The organism is Ancylobacter sp. G4_0304 (genome assembly GCF_047501495.1).
Lineage (GTDB): Bacteria > Pseudomonadota > Alphaproteobacteria > Rhizobiales > Xanthobacteraceae > Ancylobacter.
The window spans coordinates 27,593-47,767 of the sequence record NZ_JAZDRM010000019.1; the positions used below are offsets into that span (position 1 = coordinate 27,593).

The following is a 20,175-nucleotide window of genomic DNA, read 5'->3' on the forward strand; positions in this document are numbered from 1 at the left end:
GGGGAGCGACCATGCCGCCTGTGTTCGTTCTGGCGATCGGCGCGATCGGCGCCGCTGCGCTGGTCAAGCTGCTGGCCAAGGAATCGCGACGCGTGAACGAGGAACTCGACGCCACGCGCCGCGACCTCGACGCCCGCGCGCCGGACCCGCACCGCACGTTACGCCGCGACCCGGCGACCGGCGAATACCGCCCGCTCGACCATTGAGCGCAGGGCGTTCCTTGGAAGACCTATAGACTAGAGGCGTGACAACTCCTCTTTTCCATAGGCATTGCCTATCATTACCGCGAATTCACTTTGTACGCCGCAGCTTGCGCCTTATCCCTTGTGGTGGAACGGGATAGGCGGGAACGCGATGTTGCAGAGGTCCGAAACGAGCCGGGAAAGTCAGGCCAGCGGCGAGGCGCATGTGGTGCGGCGCCGCAAGCGTCGCGGCTGGCCGCTTCTGGTCGGCGCGCTAGTCCTCGCGGGCGGCGCGGGCGGCTATTACTACTACGCCCGACAGGAAGCGGCCACCACGGCCCAGCCCGCGCTGCAGACCGCCCCGGTCACGCTCGGCGACATCGAGACCAGCGTCACCGCCATCGCCAAGATGCAGCCCAAGACCTATGTCGATGTCGGCACCCAGGTGTCCGGCCAGCTCCGCACCATCATTCCCGATGTCGGCGCGCTGGTGAAGAAGGGCGAGCTGCTCGCCGAGATCGATCCCACCGTCTACCAGACCCGCGTCGCCGGCGACCGCGCCAGCCTCGACAATCTGCGCGCCCAGCTCGCCCAGGCGCAGGCCCAGCTCGTGCTGGACAGGCTGCGCGAGGAGCGCGCGCAGGAGCTGCTGGCCAAGCAGAGCGGCAGCAAGGACGCGGCCGACGCCGCCATCGCCACCGCCCGCATCAGCGAGGCCAAGATCGACGCGCTGAAAGCGCAGATCGCCCAGACCCAGGCGACGCTGGACGGCGACCTCGCCAATCTCGGCTACACCAAGATCTACGCCCCGATCGACGGCACGGTGGTCTCGATCACCGCGCGCGAGGGCGGCACGCTGAATGCCAACCAGTCCGCCCCGATCGTGCTGCGCATCGCCGACCTGCAGACCATGACCGTCACGGCGCAGGTGGCGGAGGGCGACATTCCCCGCATCAAGGTCGGCACGCCGGCCTATTTCTCGACGCTCGGCCTGCCGGACCGGCGCTGGAACGGCACGGTGCGCCAGATCGAGCCGACGCCGACCATCGTCAACGACGTGGTGCTCTACAACGTGCTCATCGACGTGCCGAACGACGACCTCACCCTGATGACCGACATGACGGCGCAGGTGTTCTTCCGGCTCGGCGAGGCGAAGGACGTGCCGCTGGTGCCGACGCCGGCCCTGCGCACGCGCCGCGACGGCAGCCACAGCGTGCGCGTGATGACGCCCAAGGGGCCGGAGGAGCGCACGGTGAAGACCGGCCTGTCGAACCGGACGGTGACGCAGGTGGTCGAGGGCCTCGCCCCCGGCGATGTGGTGGTGACCGGCGCGGGCGCGGCCCCGCGTCCCGCCGGGCAACAGCGCCCGGCCATGCCGCCGCGGCTCTAGGGGAACGCGCCGATGAACGTCATTGCCGGCCGCACCGCCGACAGCGCGAGAATCGATCCGGCGCCGGCAGACGCCCCGCGCGGCGAGACCGGCCAGCCGATCATCGAGCTGGTCGACGTCAGCCGCATCTATCCGAACGGCGAGACCGTGGTGCGCGCGCTCGACCGCGTCTCGCTCGCCATCCATCCTGGCGAGTTCATCGCCATCATGGGTCAGTCCGGCTCCGGCAAGTCGACGCTGATGAACATTGTCGGCTGCCTCGACCGCGCCTCGTCCGGCAGCTATCGCGTCGCCGGCGTCGATGTCGAGGAGCTGGACGCGGACGCGCTGGCGGAACTGCGCTGCTCCACCTTTGGCTTCGTGTTCCAGCGCTACAACCTGCTGCCCAGCCTCACCGCCGCCGAGAATGTCGCGATACCGGCGATCTATGCCGGCACGCCGCAGGAGGAGCGCACGGAGCGCGCCCATCGCCTGCTCGCCCGGCTCGGCCTTGGCGAGCGCACCGAGCACCGGCCGAGCCAGCTTTCCGGCGGCCAGCAGCAGCGCGTCTCCATCGCCCGCGCCCTGATGAACCGTGCGCCCGTGATCCTCGCCGACGAGCCCACGGGCGCGCTGGATTCGCGCTCCGGCGAGGATGTGCTGGCGCTGCTCACCGAGCTGAACGCGGAAGGCCACACCGTCATCCTCATCACCCATGATGCCGATGTCGCCGCCCACGCCCGGCGCATCGTGCGCTTCCAGGACGGGCGCATCGTCTCGGATGAACGCCGGGAAGCGGACCCGGAGCGGGCGCCGCTGCCGGCCCATGGCCATGCGCGGCGCGGCCGCTTCGCCCGCTTCGTGCCGGACCTCGCGGAGGCCGTGCGCATGGCCTTCGCCTCGATGCACGCCAACATCTTCCGCACCGCGCTGACACTGCTCGGCATCGTCATCGGCGTCGCTTCGGTCATCACCATGCTGGCGGTCGGCGACGGCGGAAAGGCGAGCGTGCTAGAGCGCATCTCGCAGATGGGCACCAACCTGCTGATCGTGCGCCCCGGCGCGGCGGGCATCCGCTCCTCCGGCGACAATGCCACGCTGCTGCCGGAGGATTCCGACGCGCTGGGCGCCGTGCCGGGGCTGAGCGCGGTGGCGCCGGAGCGCTCTGGCCGCGCCACGCTGCGCTTCGGCTCGCAGGATTATTACACCCAGGTCGTCGGCACCAATGCCGACTATCTCGGCGCCCGCGACTGGCCGATCGCCCGCGGGGTGATGTTCACCGGCGAGGACGTGCGGGCCTATGCCCCGGTCGTGGTGCTGGGGCAGACCGTGGTGAACAACCTGTTCGGCGATTCCGACCCGATCGGCCAATATGTGCTGATCAAGAACGTGCCCTATGAGGTGATCGGGATCCTCTCCCCGCGCGGCGCCAATGCCTTCGGGCAGGACCAGGACGACACGGTGCTGGTTCCGCTGTCCACCAGCTTCATGCGGGTGTTCGGCCGGCGCTTCCTCGGCTCGATCACCGTGAAGGTGGAGAATGCCGACGACATTCCCACTGCTGAGGCCGCGATCACCCGCATCATCACCGAGCGGCACCAGACCGAGGATTTCCAGGTGCGCAACACCTCGCAATTCCTGGAGACCGCGATGGCGACGCAGGACACGCTGACGCTGGTGCTGGGCTGCGTCGCCGCCATCTCGCTGCTGGTCGCCGGCATCGGCGTGATGAACATCATGCTGGTGAGCGTGACCGAGCGCACCCGCGAAATCGGCATCCGCATGGCCACCGGCGCGCGCATGAGCAACATCATGCTGCAGTTCAACACCGAGGCGCTGGTGGTGTGCGGCGTCGGCGGCGCGGTGGGCGTCGCGCTCGGCATCGGTGCCGCGCTGGGGCTGGAGGCTATGGGCGCGAACATCCTGCTCTCGCTGATGCCGCCGCTGCTCGCCTTTGGCTGCGCCTTCCTCACCGGCCTCGTCTTCGGCTACCTGCCCGCCCGCAAGGCCGCCGGCATGGACCCGGTGACGGCGCTCGCCTACGAGTAGCGCCCGCCCCCTTGTCCCGCGCCGCGCGAACGGTTAGGCCGGGGGCGCATGATGACGCGCGCGGAGGCTTATCAATGAACGTTCTTCTGCTGGGCTCGGGCGGCCGCGAGCATGCGCTCGCCTGGAAGCTGGCGCAGAGCCCGCTGATGGAGACCTTCATCGCCGTGCCGGGAAATCCCGGCATCGCGGAATTCGCCCGCTGCATCGACACCATTCCGCTCACCGACCATGACGCCCTCGTCACGCTGTGCGGGGCGGAGAACATCGACCTCGTGGTGGTCGGCCCGGAGGCGCCGCTGGTGGACGGCATCGCCGACCGGCTGATCTCCGAAGGCATCGCCGTGTTCGGCCCGCGCCGCGTCGCCGCCCAGCTCGAAGGCTCCAAGCTGTTCACCAAGGAGCTGTGCAAGTCGCACGGCATCCCCACCGCCGCCTTCGGCCGCTTCTCCGACGCCGAAGCCGCCCGCGCCTTCGTGCGCCGCCACGGCGCGCCGATCGTGCTCAAGGCCGACGGGCTGATGGCCGGCAAGGGCGTGATCGTCGCCATGACCCTCGAAGAGGCGCTCAGCGGCATCGACGAGGTGTTCGCCATGGATGGCGGCGCGTTCGGCACCGAAATCCTGATCGAGGAATTCCTTGAGGGCGAGGAGGTCAGCTTCTTCTGCCTGGTCGACGGCGAGACCGTGCTGCCCTTCGGCTCGGCACAGGACCACAAGCGCGCCTTCGACGGCGACCAGGGCCCCAATACCGGCGGCATGGGCGCCTATTCCCCCGCTCCGGTGTTCACGCCTGAGATGGAGCGCCGCACGCTCCACGAGATCGTCAAGCCGACCGCCCGCGCGCTCGCCGACGCCGACAGCGCCTATCGCGGCATCCTGTTCGCCGGGCTGATGATCACCGCCAAGGGCCCGCAGCTGATCGAATACAATGTCCGCTTCGGCGATCCCGAGTGCCAGGTGCTGTTGCTCCGGCTCGAAGGGGACCTGCTGCCGCTGCTTCACGCCACCGCCACCGGCCGGCTGGAGGACCACGACATCGCGCTCAAGCCCGAGGCGGCGATCACCGTGGTCATGGCCGCGAAGGGCTACCCCGGCAGCTACGGCAAGGGCTCGGTGATTTCCGGGCTGGACGCCGCCGGGTCGATCCCGGGCGTGCATGTGTTCCATGCCGGCACCGCGCGGCGCGACGGCGCGATCGTCGCCAATGGCGGACGTGTTCTCAATGTCACCGCCATCGGCTCCAATGTTGCCGAGGCCCGCGAACGCGCCTATGACGCGGTGGCGCGCATCGACTGGCCGGAAGGCTTCTGCCGCAGCGACATTGCGTGGCGCGCGCTGGGCTGACGCGGCTTCCGCCGGTATTCGACCATAAGGCGCGCGCACAAATGCCGCATGAGCGTGGCAGGGATGTCGGCATGGACGATCAGGCGATGAAGCCGCGCGCGCGGCACGGCGGCGACCACGGCCCGGCACATGCCGCGGGCGATCACGGCGACGACCGGCATCCGGCCGCGCCCGAGCCCACGCCGCGCCCTCCCGGCGGACCGAGCATCGGTGTCGCCCTCGGCTCGGGCGGCGCGCGCGGGCTCTCGCATATCCTCGTGCTGGAAGCGCTGGACGAACTCGGCATCCGCCCGGTGGCGATCTCCGGCACCTCGATCGGCGCGCTGGTCGGCGCGGTCTACTGCGCCGGCATGCCGGGCCGCGACATCCGCCATCTCGCGCTCGCCCTGCTGCGCAACCGCCGCGAGACGATGGGGCGCCTGCTCACCGCGCGGGTCGGCCGGATCAAGGACCTGTTCGGCGGCCTCGGCAATCCGGTGCTGATCGACGCCGAGCGCTTCGTCGACGCCTTCCTGCCGGAGATGGTGCCTCAGACTTTCGAGGAACTTGGCATCCCGCTCCAGGTGGTGGCGACCGATTACTGGGGCCGCTGCGAGCGCATCCTGCACCATGGCGCGATCCGCCCGGCGGTCGGTGCCTCGCTCGCCATTCCCGGCCTGATCCGCCCGGTGACGCTGGGCGGGCACACGCTGGTCGATGGCGGGGCGGTCAACCCGCTGCCCTTCGACCTGTTGCGCAACAAGGCCGACATCGTGATCGCGGTCGACATCACCGGCGGGCACAATGGCGAGACGCGCGGCCTTCCCGGCCCGTTCGACGCCATGTTCGCGACGCTGCAGATCATGGCGTCGTCCATCGTGGCGGAAAAGCTGAAGGCCGGGGCGCCGGACGTGCTGATCCGGCCCAATGTCGACGCCTTCCGCGTGCTGGAATTCTTCCGCGCCACCGCCGTCCTGAAAGCCGCCGAGCCGGTGAAGGACGAGGTGAAGCGCCGGCTGGAGGCGGTGCTGGGTTAGCGCCGGCCTGCGAAAAACGCCTTCAGCAGCTCCGCCGCCTCGCTCTCGCGAAAGCCGCCATAAATGTCCGGCCGGTGATGGCAGGTGGCCTGCGCGAAAAAACGCACGCCGCTCTCCACCGCTCCGCCCTTGGGATCGGCCGCGCCGTAATAGACCCGGCGCAGCCGCGCCCAGGCGATGGCGCCCGCGCACATGGTGCAGGGCTCCAGCGTGACGTAGAGATCGCAATCGGAAAGCCGGTCGGTGCCGAGGGCGGCGGCGGCCGCGCGGATCACCAGCATCTCGGCATGGGCGGTGGGATCGGCCTGCTCGCGGGTGCGGTTGCCGTCGGCGGCGAGGATCGCGCCGCCCCGCACCAGCACCGCGCCGACCGGAACCTCGCCCCGCGCGGCGGCCTTTTCCGCCTCCTCAAGCGCCCGGCCCATGAAATCCGGCCGCTCGCCGGCAACGCTCGCTGGTGTTTGTTGCGTCAAGTGCTCGCCTCGTACCGCCGGACATGATAGCACCGCGACCCAAACCGGATTGACCCCATGCCGAAAAAAGCCCCGCCCCGCAAGGATCACAACAAGGTGCCGCGCGCCCCGCGCGAGATCGCGCCGCTCGAACCGCGCGAGGCCGAGCGCGTCGCCAAGGTCGTCGCCCGCGCCGGGCTCGGCTCGCGCCGCGAGGTCGAGGAGTGGATCGCGGCCGGGCGGGTCGCGGTGAATGGCGAGGTGCTGGAAAGCCCCGCCCGCACCGTGACGCGCGACGACCTCATCGAGGTCGACGGCACGCCGATCCCGGCCAAGGAGCGCACGCGGCTGTTCCTCTACCACAAGCCCAAGGGCGTGGTGACCACCAATTTCGACCCGGAAGGCCGCGCCACCCTGTTCGAGATCCTGCCGCCCGGCCTGCCGCGCCTGGTCTCGGTCGGCCGGCTCGACCTCAATACCGAAGGGCTGATCCTGCTCACCAATGATGGCGGGCTCTCGCGCGTGCTGGAACTGCCGGAAACCGGCTGGCTGCGCCGCTACCGCGTGCGCGCCAAGGGCGACATCACCCAGGACAAGCTCGACGCCCTCATCAAGGGCGTGACGGTCGACGGCGTGCATTACGGGCCGATCGAGGCCGCGCTCGACCGCGTGCAGGGCGCCAATGTGTGGCTGACGCTGGCGCTGCGCGAGGGCAAGAACCGCGAAGTCCGCAACGTGCTGGGCTCGCTCGGCCTCGATGTGAACCGGCTGATTCGCCTGTCCTACGGCCCGTTCCAGCTCGGCGAAATCGCTCAGGGCGCGGTCGAGGAAGTGCGCACCCGCGTGCTCGCCGACCAGCTCGGCCCGGAGCTTTCGGCCGCCGCCGGCGCGGATTTCGAGGGCCCGGTGTTCAGCTATGACGAGCCGGACGAGGACAAGGCCGCGCGCGCCGGCAAGGCGGGCACCAAGCCTGCCGCCAAGGGCCCGCGCTATGCCAAGCCCGAAGGCGGTGAGGATCGCCATCGCCGCCGGCCGATCGACCTTGAGGAAACCGCCGAGCGCAGCGTGACCTCGGGTCTCGTCGCCGACCGCAAGGGCCGCAAGGTGCTGGTGCAGCGCGTGCGTTCCACCGAAGTTGTGGCGGAAGAACGTCCGGCCCGCCCGCTGCGCGAGCGCGAGCGCCGGGAGGAGGAGCAGGAAGCCAAACGCGCCCGCCCCGAGCGCGCGCCCCGCAAGGGCGGCGAGAGCACCTTCCGCAAGCGCCCGGACGGCGAGCGTCCCGCGCGTCGCGAACGTCCCGAAGGTGACCGCCCCGAGCGGCCGTTCCGCGAGCGTACCCCGCGCCCGGAGGGCGAGCGTTCGGAGCGCCCGTTCCGTTCCCGCCCCGAAGGCGAGCGCGGTTTTCGTCCGCGCGGCGATGGCGAGCGTCCCGCGCGTCGCGAGCGCCCCGAAGGTGACCGTCCCGAGCGGCCGTTCCGCGAGCGTGCCCCGCGCCCGGAGGGTGAGCGTGCCGAGCGTCCGTTCCGCTCCCGCCCCGATGGCGAGCGTGGTTTTCGTCCGCGCGGCGATGGCGAGCGTCCCGCGCGTCGCGAGCGCCCCGAGGGTGACCGCCCCGAGCGGCCGTTCCGCGAGCGCACCCCGCGCCCGGAGGGTGAGCGTTCGGAGCGCCCGTTCCGTTCCCGCCCCGAAGGCGAGCGCGGCTTTCGTCCGCGCGGCGATGGCGAGCGGGCTCCCCGCCGCGAGCGTCCCGAGGGCGATCGTCCCGAGCGGCCGTTCCGCGAGCGTGGCCCGCGCCCGGAAGGCGGGCGCTCGTTCCGGGGCGAATCCGGCGACCGGCCCTATAGCGGCCGGGTGAAGTCCGAAGGCGCGTTCCGCGAGCGGCCGATGGGTGGCAAGACCGGTTCGCGCCCGCCCCGCGACGACGAGGGTGCCGAGCGCCCGCGCAGCGCGGGCCGGCCTGCGGGCAAGAGCTTTGGGGCCAAGAACTTTGGCGGCAAGAGCTTTGGCGGCAAGCCCGGTGCCTCGCGCCCGGGAGGCAAGCCTGCGGGAGGAAAGCCCTCCAGCGGAAAGCCCGGCGGGCGCCCCTCCGGCGGCAAACCTTCCGGCAAGCGGCCGCCGCGCGGCTGAGGCGGATCTGAACGATGCGCATCGTCGGCGGACGCTTCAAGGGGCGCCCCCTCAAGAGCCCCTCCTCCAACGCCACGCGCCCGACCACGGACCGGCTGCGCGAGGCGCTGTTCAACGTGCTCGCCCATGCCTATGGCGATGCGGCGGACGGCGCCAAGGTGCTGGATCTGTTCGCCGGCACCGGCGCGCTCGGCATCGAGGCGCTCTCGCGCGGGGCGGCCTTCGCCCTGTTCGTGGAGGACGCGACGGAGCCCCGCGCCCTCATCCGCGCCAATGTCGAGGCGCTCGGGCTGGGCGGCTGCACCCGCATCTTCCGCCGCGACGCCACCAAGCTCGGCCCGACCGCCGGCGGCGAGCGCTACAGCCTCGTGTTCTGCGATCCGCCGTATGGCAAGGGCCTCGGCGAGAAGGCGCTCGCCGGCGCGCTGGCCGGAGGCTGGCTGGCGCCGGAGGCGCTGGTGATCGTCGAGGAGGCGGTGGACGCGGCCTTCGCTGCGCCCGAGGGCTTCACGGAAATCGAGCGCCGGCGCTACGACGCGACCGAAATCGTGTTCCTGCGCGCGGCGGGCTAAAAATCAGCCAACCTCTTCCACCGCCGCGATCATCCGCGCCAGATCTTCCGGCCGCGACAGGCGGTGATCGCCGTCCTTGATCAGGGTCAGCACCACATCGTCCTCGGCGAGGCAGGTGACGAGGCGCAGCGCGTGGCGCCACGGCACGTCGGCATCGGCCACGCCCTGAAGGATGCGCACCGGGCAGCCGACCGAGAACGGCGCACCGAGCACGAGGTTCTGCCGCCCATCCTCGATCAGCGCGCGGGTGATCGGCTGCGCGGCGCCGTATTCGGACGGGCGCAGCCACTTGCCGTCATGAAGAATGGCGGCGCGCACGTCGTCGGGCATCGCCTTCCACATCAGCTCCTCGGTGAAGTCCGGCGCCGGCGCCAGCAGAACGAGCCCCCGGAGCCGGTGGCTCTCGCCGCGCGCCGCGAGCGCGCGCGCCAGCAGCAGCGCCACCCAGCCGCCCATGGAGGAGCCGACCACGATCTGCGGGCCGGAGGTGAAGACCTCGAACACCGCCAGCGCCTCGGCCGCCCAACGCGAAATGGTGCCCTGCTCGAAGGCGCCGCCGGATTCGCCATGGCCGGAATAATCGAAGCGCACCACCTGCCGGCCGCCGGCCTCGCCCCACTGCGCCAGATGCTGCGCCTTGGTGCCCTTCATGTCGGAGAGAAAGCCCCCGCACCACACGACGCCCGGCGCCGCCTCCGTCGAGACACCCGGCGTCACGCGCACGGCGATCCGCCGCTCCTCCTCACCCACTGAGAGGAATTGCGGCTCGGAGGCGGGGATTTCAGCGTTCATCGCGGCACGTCCTTACTGGCATAATGTCGACGCAAGCCGCCGATGCGCCTTGCGATTCGAGAAAAGCGACCCATTTTCACTACAGCTTGATACCCCACGCGGCCAGAGCGCGGCGACCCTATCGCCGCCCGAGCGTTTTTAACGTCGTTCCGACGCGATTTCCCTTGCGTAACGCCGTTGACTTCTGCCGGGTTTGTCACGATGTTCTGCGACCGTTTTACACGCGCGCAAGCATGCCGGCCGGCAAATCTCTGGGTGCGGTGGAACGAGCAGAGCGAAACGGCAGAGGAGAAGACCGCCATTCGTCGCCCCATGAGACCCGTCGCGCCGGAAAAGGAAGGCCCGCGCGTCAACGAAGATATCCGCATCCGCGAAGTTCAGCTGATCGACCAGGACGGCCAGAACCGTGGTGTCGTGCCGACGCGCGATGCCATTGTCATGGCGCAGGAAGCTGGCCTCGACTTGGTCGAGATCGCTCCGAATTCCGTGCCGCCGGTCTGCAAGATTCTCGACTATGGCCGCTTCAAGTACCAGAACCAGAAGAAGGCCAACGAGGCGCGCAAGCGCCAGCACGTGGTCGAGATCAAGGAAATCAAGCTGCGCCCCGGCATCGACACGCATGACTACGACGTGAAGATGAAAGCCATCCACCGCTTCTTCGAGGAAGGCGACAAGGTGAAGGTCACCCTGCGCTTCCGCGGCCGCGAGATGGCGCATCAGGAGCTCGGCTACAAGCTGCTCAACAAGGTCAAGGAAGAGCTGGCCACCCTCGCCAAGGTCGAATCCGAGCCGCAGCTCGAAGGCCGGCAGATGGTCATGATCCTTGCGCCGCGCTGAGCCCGCCACGTCATCCCGGAATGGCCGCGAGGCCATCTCCGGGATCGTGCGCTGATCATCTTAAGGCGATCCCGGCTCGATGCGTCGCTGCGGCCGGGATGACCTCACAAGGCCCGGCTTCCGCCTATTCCGGCACGCTGCCATTCTCGCCGAGAACCGCGCCCGCCAGATAGAGCGAGCCGCAGATCAGCACGCGTGGCGCCGGCCCGACCGGCACCGTCCCCAGCCCTTCCAGCGCCGCACCCACGCTGCTCGCCACCGAGGCGTTCAGCCCGTGCGCGCGCGCGGCCGCCGCCACGGCTTCCGGCGGCTGGCCCTTGTGCTCGCCCGGCACCGGCACCGCGATCACCTCGCGCGCCAGCCCGGCGAAGGGGGCGAGGAAGGCGGACGAATCCTTGCTGCCCAGCATGCCGACCACCAGCACCAGCGGGCGCGGCGCGCGATCCTCGATATCGGCCAGCGCGCCGGCCAGCGCCTGGCCGCCGGCCGCGTTGTGGCCGCCATCCAGCCAGATATCCGCGCCCTCGGGCGCGCGCAGCGTGAGCGGGCCATGGCCGAGGCGCTGCAGCCGCGCCGGCCATTCCGCCGCGCGCACGCCCTGCTCGAAGGCCGATACCGGCAGCTTGAGCCCGGCGACCCGCAGCGCGGCGACCGCCAGACCGGCATTTTCGATCTGGTGCGGGCCGACGAGGCGCGGACGGGGCAGGTCGACAAGCCCGTCCTCGTCGGCGACGATGAGGCGCCCGCCTTCCTCATAGGCTTGATACTGCTCGCCGGCGACGTGCAGCGGGGCGCGCAGCCGCGCCGCCTGCCGCTCGATCACCGCCAGCGCCTCGGGAAGCTGCCGGCCGACGATCACCGGCACGCCGCGCTTGATGATGCCGGCCTTCTCACCCGCGATCTCGGCGATGGTCTCGCCGAGGAAATCGACGTGATCGATCGAGACCGGGGTGATGACGCTCGCCAGCGGGCTCTCCACCACATTGGTGGCGTCGAGCCGCCCGCCGAGCCCGACCTCCAGCAGCAGGATGTCCGCCGGCACTTCGGAAAACAGCAGGAAGGCGGCGGCTGTGGTGATCTCGAAGAAGGTGATCGGCTCGCCGTCATTGGCGCTCTCGGCGCGCGCCAGCGCCTCGCCCAGCGCCTCGTCGCTCACCAGACGGCCGTCAAGCCGGATGCGCTCGTTGAACCGCACCAGATGCGGAGAGGTGTAGACATGCACGCGCCGCCCGGAAGCCTCCAGCACCGCGCGCATGAAGGCGACGGTGGAGCCCTTGCCATTGGTGCCGGCGACCTGGATCACCGGCGGCAGCCGGCGCTCGGGATGGCCAAGCCGCTCCAGCAGCCGCCACATGCGGTCCAGCGACAGGTCGATCAGCTTGGGATGCAGCGCCAGCAGGCGCTCGAACAGCGCGTCGACGCGCGCATCGACCTGCGGGCGTCCCCTCAGCCCCGAACCATACGGGCCGGAGGGGAAAGCGGCGGGCAAGGCGGAAGCCATGGCCGCGGCCTCAGGCCACGGGAACGACGGGCGGCAGCGGCGCCTCGGACGCGGGCACCGCCTCGGCGTCCGCGGGCTTGGCCTCGGAGGTCTTGGCCTCGGACGTCTTCGCCTCAAGGGCGCGCGGCTCGGAAGACTTGGCCTTGGCCTCGCCCGGCGCGGGCGCCCGCATCAGCAGGTGGCTCAGCCGCGAAAGCGTCGCGCGCATCTCGTGGCGATGCACCACGAGGTCGACCATGCCGTGGTCGCGCAGATATTCGGCGCGCTGGAAGCCCTCGGGCAGCTTCTCGCGGATGGTCTGCTCGATGACGCGCGGACCGGCGAAGCAGATCAAGGCGCCCGGCTCGGCAATGTGGATGTCGCCCAGCATGGCGTAGGAGGCGGTGATGCCGCCGGTGGTCGGGTTGGTCAGCACCACGATATAGGGCAGGCGCGCCTCGCGCAGCGCGTGCACCGCGCAGGTGGTGCGCGGCATCTGCATCAGCGAGAGGATGCCTTCCTGCATGCGCATGCCGCCGCCGCAGGCGAACATGATGAACGGCGTGCCGCGCGAGACGGCGGTCTCCATGCCGGTGACGATCGCCTCGCCCGCCGCCATGCCGAGCGAGCCGCCCATGAAGCCGAAATCCTGCACCGCGATGGTGACCGGCAGGCCATCGAGCTTGCCGAAGCCGACCTTCACCGCGTCCTGCGCGCCGGTCTTGGCGCGGGCGTCCTTGAGGCGGTCGGTGTAGCGCTTCTCGTCGCGGAACTTGAGCGGATCGGGCACCACCGAGGGCAGCGCCACGTCGTACCACTTGCCGCCGTCGAACAGCGAACGCAGCCGCGCCGTCGGGTCCATGCGCATGTGGAAGCCGGAGCCGGGAACCACGAACAGATTGGCTTCCAGATCCTTGTGGAACACCATCTGCCCGGTTTCGGGACATTTCACCCAGAGATTTTCCGGCACTTCCCGGCGGTTCAGGAAGCTGCTGATCTTCGGGCGAACGACGTTGGTGATCCAGTTCAACGGGCTAGCTCCGGCTAAGGGGTCGCGGCGGCACCGGAAGGGCTCTCCCGGACGCGCCGCCGCATCATCTAATGCGCGAGATGGGCGATGAAAAGGCGTGGCGCGTTATTCGGCGGCGGCGCGGCGCGCGCCCCGCACCGCCTGCGCCAGTTCGCCCACCAGCGCGGTCACGGCCGGAACCGTCGCCGGCGTCGCGGTATCGCCCTCGCCGAGCGTGGCGCGCAGCGCGTCGATCAACGCCGAGCCGACCACCACGCCATCAGCCCCGCCGGCGATCTCGGCGGCCTGCGCCGGGGTCTTCACCCCGAAGCCGACAGCGACCGGCAGGGTGGTGTGGCGCTTGATGCGTGCCACCGCCTGCTTCACGCGGTCGGCGTCCGGCGTCGCGGCGCCGGTGATGCCGGCGATCGAGACGTAGTAGACGAAGCCTGCCGTGTTCGCGAGCACGGCCGGCAGGCGCTTGTCGTCGGTCGTCGGGGTGGCGAGGCGGATGAAGGCGAGCCCGGCCTTGAGCGCGGGCAGGCACAGTTCGTCGTCCTCTTCCGGCGGCAGGTCGACCACCACCAGACCGTCGACGCCGGCCTCCTTCGCGTCCTTGAGGAAGCGGTCGACGCCGTAAATGTAGACCGGGTTGTAATAGCCCATCAGCACCAGCGGCGTGGTGGCGTCGTCCTTGCGGAATTCGCGCACCATCTCGATGGTCTTCGCCAGCGTCTGCCCGGCTTTGAGCGCGCGCAGGCCGGCGGCCTGGATCGCCGGGCCATCGGCCATCGGGTCGGTGAACGGCACGCCGAGCTCGATGATGTCGGCCCCGGCCGCGGGCAGCGCCTTGAGCAGCGCCAGCGAGGTCTCGCGGTCCGGGTCGCCGGCGGTGATGAAGGTGACGAGCGCGGCGCGGCCTTCCGCGGCGCAGGCCTTGAAGCGCGCTTCGAAACGCGGGCTCATATCTTGGTCCCCAGAATCTCCGCCACCTGCGGAATGTCCTTGTCGCCACGGCCGGAGAGATTGACCACCATCAGATGGTCCTTCGGCAGGGTCGGCGCGAGTTCGATCACCTTGGCGAGCGCATGGGCCGGCTCCAGCGCCGGGATGATGCCCTCCAGCTTCGAGACCAGCTGGAACGCGGCCAATGCCTCGTCGTCGGTCGCGGAGATGTAGGTGGCGCGGCCGGTGTCGTGCAGCCAGCTGTGCTCCGGCCCGATGCCGGGATAGTCGAGACCCGCCGAGATGGAATGGGCCTCGGCGATCTGGCCGTCACCGTCCATGAGCAGGTAGGTGCGGTTGCCGTGCAGAACGCCCGGGCGCCCGCCGGTGAGCGAGGCGGCATGCTGGCCGGACGGAATGCCGTGGCCGGCGGCCTCGACACCCCAGATCTTCACCGACGGATCGTCGAGGAAGGGATGGAACAGGCCCATGGCGTTGGAGCCGCCGCCGATGCAGGCGATCAGGCTGTCCGGCAGACGGCCCTCGGCCTCCAGCATCTGCTCGCGGGTTTCCTTGCCGATGATCGACTGGAAATCCCGGACCATGGCCGGATAGGGATGCGGGCCGGCGACGGTGCCGATGCAGTAGAACGTGTCGTGCACATTGGTCACCCAGTCGCGCAGCGCCTCGTTCATGGCGTCCTTCAGCGTGCTGGAGCCGGACTTCACCGGAACCACCTCGGCGCCCAGCATCTTCATGCGGAACACGTTGGGCGCCTGCCGGGCGACATCGACCGCGCCCATATAGACCACGCATTTCAGCCCGTAGCGCGCGCAGAGCGTGGCGGTGGCGACGCCGTGCTGGCCCGCGCCGGTCTCGGCGATGATGCGCGGCTTGCCCATGCGGCGGGCGAGCAGGATCTGGCCCAGCACGTTGTTCACCTTGTGCGAACCCGTGTGGTTCAGTTCCTCGCGCTTGAAATAGATCTTGGCGCCGCCATCGCGGCCCTCGGCCGCGGCAACTCCACGAAGATGCTCGGTGAAGCGCTCGGCGAAATAGAGCGGGCTCGGCCGGCCGACATAATGCTTCAGCCCGGCCTCCATCTCCGCCTTGTAGGCGGGATCGGCCTTGGCGGCCTCATAGGCGGTCTGCAGATCGAGGATCAGCGGCATGAGCGTTTCGGCGACGAAACGACCGCCGAAGATGCCGAAATGGCCGTTCTCGTCGGGCCCGGTGCGGAAGGAATTGGGAACGTTCACGAAGCGATGCCCGTCTGGTTGGAAGAGAGCGCCGGCTTTACGGCTGCGGTTGCGGTGTCGGAACTGGCGGCGTTCCGGGCGGCGCGGATGAAGGCAGTGATCCGTGCCGGGTCCTTCACGCCGGGCGCGCTTTCCACGCCGGAGGAAACGTCGACCGCCGGGGCATGGGTCAGGCGCAGCGCCTCCTCCACATTCTCCGGGGTGAGGCCACCTGACAACATGAAGGGCTTTGAAAGGTCAAGACCGGTGAGGAGATTCCAGTCGAACGGCACGCCGTTCCCGCCCGGCAGCACCGCCCCCTTGGGCGGCTTGGCGTCGAGCAGCAGCCGGTCGGCGACGGCGTCATAGGCGGCGAGGCCGGCGAGATCCTCGGGCCCGGCGATACCGACCGCCTTCCAGACCGGCAGGCCGAAGCGCGCGCGGATGGCGGCGACGCGCGCGGGCGTCTCCGCGCCGTGAAGCTGGAGCACATCCGGGCGCACCGCCTCGATCATGGCGGCCAGCGCCGCATCGTCCGCGTCGACGGTCAGCGCCACGACCGTCACACGCCCGCCGGCGCGCTTGGCCAGCGCGGCGGCGGTGGCAAGGTCGAGATGGCGGGGGCTTTTGGGGAAGAACACCATGCCCACCATGTCGGCGCCCGCCGCCAGCGCGGCGTCCAGCGCCTTGCTCGTCTTCAGGCCGCAGATCTTGATGTCGATGGACACGGGGGTTCTCTCCTCAGGGCCTGCACCTAGCACGGATCGAGGGAGCTAGGCGAGCCAATGCGATTCTCCCCTTCCGTCACGGCGATGGACATGCTACTCACGCTCAACTGTGAAATTAGATATTTCACTATCAGTTACGTGAATAGGCCCTCGGCCGCCCGACCCGGAGAATTCCCATGCGCCTCACGCGCCGTCTCGTCCTTTCCGCCTCGCTGGCCGCCGCGCTTCTCGGGGCCGGCGCCGCCCATGCGCAGCAGGCGCCGAACAGCATTCTCAACGCCTCCTACGACGTCGCCCGCGAGCTGTTCGAGGCGGAGAACAAGGCGTTCGAGCCGGCCTACAAGGCCAAGACCGGTGCCGACATCAAGGTCAACCAGAGCCATGCCGGCACCTCCAAGCAGGCGCGCTCCATCGTCGAGGGCCTTGAGGCGGACGTGGTGACCTTCAACCAGGTCACCGACATCACCTTCCTCGCCGACAAGGGCTATGTCGCGAAGGACTGGCAGAGCCGCCTGCCGAACGCCTCCTCGCCCTGGTACTCCTTCCCCGCCTTCCTGGTGCGCGAGGGCAACCCCAAGGGCGTGAAGAACTGGGACGACCTGGTGCGCGACGACGTGAAGCTGGTGTTCCCGAACCCGAAGACCTCGGGCAATGCCCGCTACACCTATCTCGCTGCCTATGCCTACGCGCTGGAGAAGTTCGGCGGCGACGAGGCCAAGGCCGACGCCTTCGCCAAGAAGCTGCTCTCCAACGTCGTGGTGTTCGACACCGGCGGGCGCGGCGCCACCACCTCCTTCGTGGAGCGCGAGCAGGGCGACGTGCTGATTTCCTTCGAGGCCGAGGTGATCAACGTCAAGGACGCCTACAAGGACAAGAACTTCACGGTCGTGGTGCCCCCGGTCAGCCTGCTGGCCGAGTTCCCGGTCGCGGTGGTCGACAAGGTGGTGGACAAGCGTGGCTCGCGCCAGGTCGCCACCGACTATCTGACCTTCCTCTATTCGCCGGAAGCCCAGAAGATCGCCGCCGGCTTCAACAACCGCGTGGTCGACCCGGCGGTCGCCGAGGCCAACAAGGACAAGTTCGCCCCGGTCCGCCTCGTCAAGGTGGAGGACGTATTCGGCGGCTGGGACAAGGCGCAGAAGACCCATTTCGCCTCGGGCGGCAAGCTCGACCAGCTGTTCGTCGCGCCCTGAGGGCAGCGCCGGACGCCGGATGAACCAGCCACGGCTGGACATCCAAGGCTGGACATCCTCTGCTGATTGCGGCATGGCCGGGCTCGACCCGGCCATGTTCATTTGAACTGACCCGGCCATTGCCATTTTCGACAGGGGCCCGACCGGAATGAGGACATCGCCGCCGTGAACCGCGTCGTGCCGGGCTTTCCGCTCTCCCTCGGCATCACCCTCACCTATCTCAGCCTGATCGTGCTGCTGCCGCTGGGCGCGCTGGTGTGGCAGGCGCTGGATATTGGCTGGGACCGCTATGTCGCGATCCTCACCGGCACACGCACCGCGGCGGCCTTCCGCCTGACGCTGGCCACCGCCGCCGGCGCGACGTTGTTCAACGCGGTATATGGGCTGGCGCTGGCCTGGGTGCTGGTGCGCTACGACTTTCCCGGCAAGCGGCTGCTCGACGCGCTGGTGGACGTGCCCTTCGCCCTGCCCACCGCCGTCGCCGGCATCGCGCTCTCCGCGCTGTTCGTGAAGAACGGCTGGTTCGGCGGCCCGCTTTCCGCGCTTGGCATCGATGTCGCCTATACGCCGCTCGGCATCGCGCTCGCCATGGCCTTCACCTCGATCCCCTTCGTGGTGCGCACCGTGCAGCCGGTATTGGAAGACCTCGCCCATGATGTCGAGGAAGCGGCCGCGACGCTCGGCGCCTCCGACCGCCGCATCTTCGCGCGGGTGATCTTTCCGGCGATCTTCCCGGCCTTCCTCACCGGCGCCTCGCTCGCCTTCGCGCGCTCGCTGGGCGAGTTCGGCGCCATCATCTTCATCGCCGGCAACCTGCCGGGGCGCACCGAGGTGGTGTCGCTGCTGACCTTCATCCGCATCGAGGAATATGACTACCCGGCCGCCGCCGCCATCGCCGCGACGCTGCTCGGCCTCGCCTTCCTCATGCTGTTCGTGGTGAACATGATCCAGCTCTGGCAGCAGCGCCGCATCGGGACGGGAGACTGACCGCCATGGCGAGCGAACCCCGGCTTCCCACGCATACCCGCACCCGAATCCGGGTTGGCGATGGCGCACTCACCCGCCGGCTGCTGATCGGCGGCGTGCTGCTGGTCACGGCGCTCATCGTGATCGCCCCGCTCGCCGCCATCTTCGCCCATGCGTTCAGGCAGGGCTGGGCGGCCTATCTCGCCTCCTTCGCCTCCGAGGACACGCGCCACGCGATCTGGCTCACCCTCTTCGTTGCGGTGGTGGTGGTTCCGATCAATGTCGGCTTCGGCATTGCGGCGGCGTGGTGCATTGCCAAGTTCCGCTTCACCGGGCGCAATCTGCTGGTGGCGCTGGTCGAGCTGCCGTTCTCGATCTCGCCGATCATCGCCGGCGTCGCCTATCTGTTCGTCTATGGCGCGCAGGGGCTGCTGGGGCCCTGGCTTCAGGAACATGACATCAAGATCATGTTCGCCGTGCCCGGCATCATGCTGGCGAGCCTGTTCGTCACCGCGCCCTTCGTGGCGCGCGAGCTGATTCCGCTGATGATCGCGCAAGGGTCGGAGGAGGAAGAGGCGGCGGTGACGCTGGGCGCCGGCGGCTGGCGCATCCTGACGCTGGTGACGCTGCCCAATGTGCGCTTCGCCCTGCTCTATGGCGCGGCGCTGTGCAACGCCCGCGTCATGGGCGAGTTCGGCGCGGTGTCGATCGTCTCGGGCAACATACGCGGCCAGACCAACACGCTGCCGCTGCAGATCGAGCTGCTCTACCAGGACAACAACGCCATCGCCGCTTTTGCGGTGGCCACCATTCTGACGGCGGTGGCGCTGTTCACGCTGGTCGCCAAGGCGATCATCGAGCGGCTCGACGCCGCGCGCACCCGGGCGCTGGGCGGAACGCCGGGGCACTAAGACTCAGCCGCGTTTCAGCGCCTTCCACACCAGCTCGGCGGCGGCGAGATCCTCGATCGCGGTGCCGACCGACTTGAACAGCGTGATCTCGTCATCGCTCGCGCGCAGCGGCGCGGTGCCGGAGGCGAGTTCGAACAGGTCGCCGAGAATGCCCTCGGGCGTGAGCACGCCGGTCTTGAGCGGCACCACGATGTCGCCCGCCTCCTTGCCGGCCCCGGCGCGGGTGTCGACATAGACGCGCGACCGGCGAATCGCCTCGTCATCGGCCTCGCGCATGGCGGGGGTGAAGCCGCCGACCAGATCGACATGCTGGCCGGGCCTCAGGAAGCGCCCCTCGACCAGCGGCTCGGGCGAGAGCGTGGCGGAGGTGATGATGTCGGCCTCTTCGAGCGCCCGCGCGCGGTCCGGCTCGGCATGGGCGTCGAAGCCCTCGGCCCGCAGCTCGGCGGCCAGCGCCTGCGCGCGCGCGAGGGTACGGTTCCAGATCGCGATGGAGCGGATCGGCCGCACGCTGGCATGGGCGCGGGCGAGATAGGGCGCCATGCCGCCGGCGCCGATCACCGCGAGGCGGGACGCATCGGGACGCGCGAGGTAGCGCGCGGCCAGCGCGGAGGCGCAGGCGGTGCGCCACAAAGTAAGCGCGCGCCCGTCCATCACCGCGAGCGGCGCGCCGGTGGCGGCGGAATTGAGCACATAAAGCCCGGTCACGCTGTCGAGCCCACGCGCGGCATTGCCGGGGAACACGGTGACCAGCTTGGTGCCGAGCACGTCGTCGTCGGTGCCCTCAGCGGTCCAGGCCGGCATCAGCAGCAGCGTCGCTTCGGCATCGGGCCGGGCAATGGCGTGGTGATGACGGACCGGCGTCACGATGTTGCGGCGAAACGCGGCGTCCAGGGCGTCGATCAGCGCGGGAAAGTCCAGCAGGCCGTCGATCTCGGCCGCCGTGACGAAAGCGAGCGAGGCCAT

At 69.7% G+C, this 20,175-nt stretch carries 19 protein-coding genes; 11 read left to right on the top strand and 8 right to left on the bottom strand.

The window, feature by feature from the left end:
• Window positions 1-11 precede the first annotated feature (11 nt).
• The 5 genes from VRZ77_RS12370 (at window position 12) to VRZ77_RS12390 (ending at window position 5,959) form a co-directional block, all read left to right on the top strand.
• Window positions 12-206 (top strand): hypothetical protein, encoded by a 195-nt coding sequence (locus tag VRZ77_RS12370; RefSeq protein ID WP_414592960.1) that lies wholly within the window; start codon window positions 12-14, stop codon window positions 204-206.
• 148 nt (window positions 207-354) lie between these two features.
• Window positions 355-1,572, top strand: coding sequence for an efflux RND transporter periplasmic adaptor subunit (locus VRZ77_RS12375; RefSeq protein ID WP_414592961.1), 1,218 nt, complete (start codon window positions 355-357; stop codon window positions 1,570-1,572).
• Between the two features lie 12 nt (window positions 1,573-1,584).
• Entirely contained in the window at window positions 1,585-3,600 is a 2,016-nt protein-coding gene (locus VRZ77_RS12380) for a MacB family efflux pump subunit (protein WP_414592962.1), read from the top strand.
• 74 nt (window positions 3,601-3,674) lie between these two features.
• Entirely contained in the window at window positions 3,675-4,943 is a 1,269-nt protein-coding gene (gene purD, locus VRZ77_RS12385) for a phosphoribosylamine--glycine ligase (protein ID WP_414592963.1), read from the top strand.
• A gap of 41 nt (window positions 4,944-4,984) precedes the next feature.
• Window positions 4,985-5,959 carry a patatin-like phospholipase family protein gene (locus tag VRZ77_RS12390; RefSeq protein WP_414592964.1) on the top strand — a complete coding sequence of 325 codons (975 nt, stop codon included), beginning with the start codon at window positions 4,985-4,987 and terminating at the stop codon, window positions 5,957-5,959.
• On the opposite strand, the gene VRZ77_RS12395 is transcribed toward VRZ77_RS12390, so the two are convergent.
• Window positions 5,956-6,384: a nucleoside deaminase gene (locus VRZ77_RS12395; protein WP_414593012.1), complete on the bottom strand. Its 429-nt coding sequence runs from the start codon at window positions 6,382-6,384 to the stop codon at window positions 5,956-5,958. The genes VRZ77_RS12390 and VRZ77_RS12395 overlap by 4 nt on opposite strands.
• A 105-nt stretch (window positions 6,385-6,489) precedes the next feature.
• Here VRZ77_RS12395 and VRZ77_RS12400 point away from each other — a divergent pair, with 105 nt between their 5' ends.
• Entirely contained in the window at window positions 6,490-8,538 is a 2,049-nt protein-coding gene (locus VRZ77_RS12400; protein ID WP_414592965.1) for a pseudouridine synthase, read from the top strand.
• A 14-nt stretch (window positions 8,539-8,552) separates the two neighbouring features.
• Complete coding sequence (rsmD, locus tag VRZ77_RS12405; RefSeq protein WP_414592966.1) at window positions 8,553-9,110, top strand: 16S rRNA (guanine(966)-N(2))-methyltransferase RsmD; 558 nt, start codon at window positions 8,553-8,555, stop codon at window positions 9,108-9,110.
• A gap of 3 nt (window positions 9,111-9,113) precedes the next feature.
• Here rsmD and VRZ77_RS12410 read toward each other — a convergent pair whose 3' ends face one another.
• Complete coding sequence (locus VRZ77_RS12410) at window positions 9,114-9,902, bottom strand: alpha/beta hydrolase (protein ID WP_414592967.1); 789 nt, start codon at window positions 9,900-9,902, stop codon at window positions 9,114-9,116.
• Window positions 9,903-10,214: 312 nt separating this feature from the next.
• Between VRZ77_RS12410 and infC the strand changes: the two genes are divergently transcribed.
• Window positions 10,215-10,739: a translation initiation factor IF-3 gene (infC, locus tag VRZ77_RS12415; RefSeq protein ID WP_414592968.1), complete on the top strand. Its 525-nt coding sequence runs from the start codon at window positions 10,215-10,217 to the stop codon at window positions 10,737-10,739.
• Between the two features lie 124 nt (window positions 10,740-10,863).
• On the opposite strand, the gene VRZ77_RS12420 is transcribed toward infC, so the two are convergent.
• From VRZ77_RS12420 to VRZ77_RS12440, 5 genes are all read right to left on the bottom strand, one after another.
• Window positions 10,864-12,240, bottom strand: a complete 1,377-nt coding sequence (locus VRZ77_RS12420) for a bifunctional folylpolyglutamate synthase/dihydrofolate synthase (RefSeq protein ID WP_414592969.1) — start codon at window positions 12,238-12,240, stop codon at window positions 10,864-10,866.
• A 10-nt stretch (window positions 12,241-12,250) separates the two neighbouring features.
• The gene (accD, locus tag VRZ77_RS12425; protein ID WP_414592970.1) at window positions 12,251-13,249 is read right to left on the bottom strand and encodes an acetyl-CoA carboxylase, carboxyltransferase subunit beta; all 999 of its coding nucleotides are present in this window, start codon (window positions 13,247-13,249) and stop codon (window positions 12,251-12,253) included.
• A gap of 105 nt (window positions 13,250-13,354) precedes the next feature.
• Window positions 13,355-14,194, bottom strand: a complete 840-nt coding sequence (gene trpA, locus VRZ77_RS12430; protein WP_414592971.1) for a tryptophan synthase subunit alpha — start codon at window positions 14,192-14,194, stop codon at window positions 13,355-13,357.
• Entirely contained in the window at window positions 14,191-15,432 is a 1,242-nt protein-coding gene (trpB, locus tag VRZ77_RS12435; protein WP_414592972.1) for a tryptophan synthase subunit beta, read from the bottom strand. The genes trpA and trpB overlap by 4 nt, the downstream gene beginning before the upstream one ends.
• A complete protein-coding gene (locus VRZ77_RS12440) occupies window positions 15,429-16,139 on the bottom strand; it encodes a phosphoribosylanthranilate isomerase (RefSeq protein WP_414592973.1) in 711 nt (236 codons plus the stop codon). Before VRZ77_RS12440 ends, trpB begins: the two co-directional genes overlap by 4 nt.
• A 176-nt stretch (window positions 16,140-16,315) precedes the next feature.
• On the opposite strand from VRZ77_RS12440, the gene cysP reads away from it, so the two are divergent.
• The 3 genes from cysP to cysW all read left to right on the top strand — a co-directional run bounded on the left by cysP (window position 16,316) and on the right by cysW (window position 19,209).
• Complete coding sequence (gene cysP, locus VRZ77_RS12445; protein ID WP_414592974.1) at window positions 16,316-17,332, top strand: thiosulfate ABC transporter substrate-binding protein CysP; 1,017 nt, start codon at window positions 16,316-16,318, stop codon at window positions 17,330-17,332.
• 165 nt (window positions 17,333-17,497) lie between these two features.
• Entirely contained in the window at window positions 17,498-18,319 is an 822-nt protein-coding gene (gene cysT / locus VRZ77_RS12450; protein ID WP_414592975.1) for a sulfate ABC transporter permease subunit CysT, read from the top strand.
• Between the two features lie 5 nt (window positions 18,320-18,324).
• A complete protein-coding gene (cysW, locus tag VRZ77_RS12455) occupies window positions 18,325-19,209 on the top strand; it encodes a sulfate ABC transporter permease subunit CysW (RefSeq protein WP_414592976.1) in 885 nt (294 codons plus the stop codon).
• 3 nt (window positions 19,210-19,212) lie between these two features.
• On the opposite strand, the gene VRZ77_RS12460 is transcribed toward cysW, so the two are convergent.
• The gene (locus VRZ77_RS12460) at window positions 19,213-20,175 is read right to left on the bottom strand and encodes an ornithine cyclodeaminase family protein (RefSeq protein ID WP_414592977.1); all 963 of its coding nucleotides are present in this window, start codon (window positions 20,173-20,175) and stop codon (window positions 19,213-19,215) included.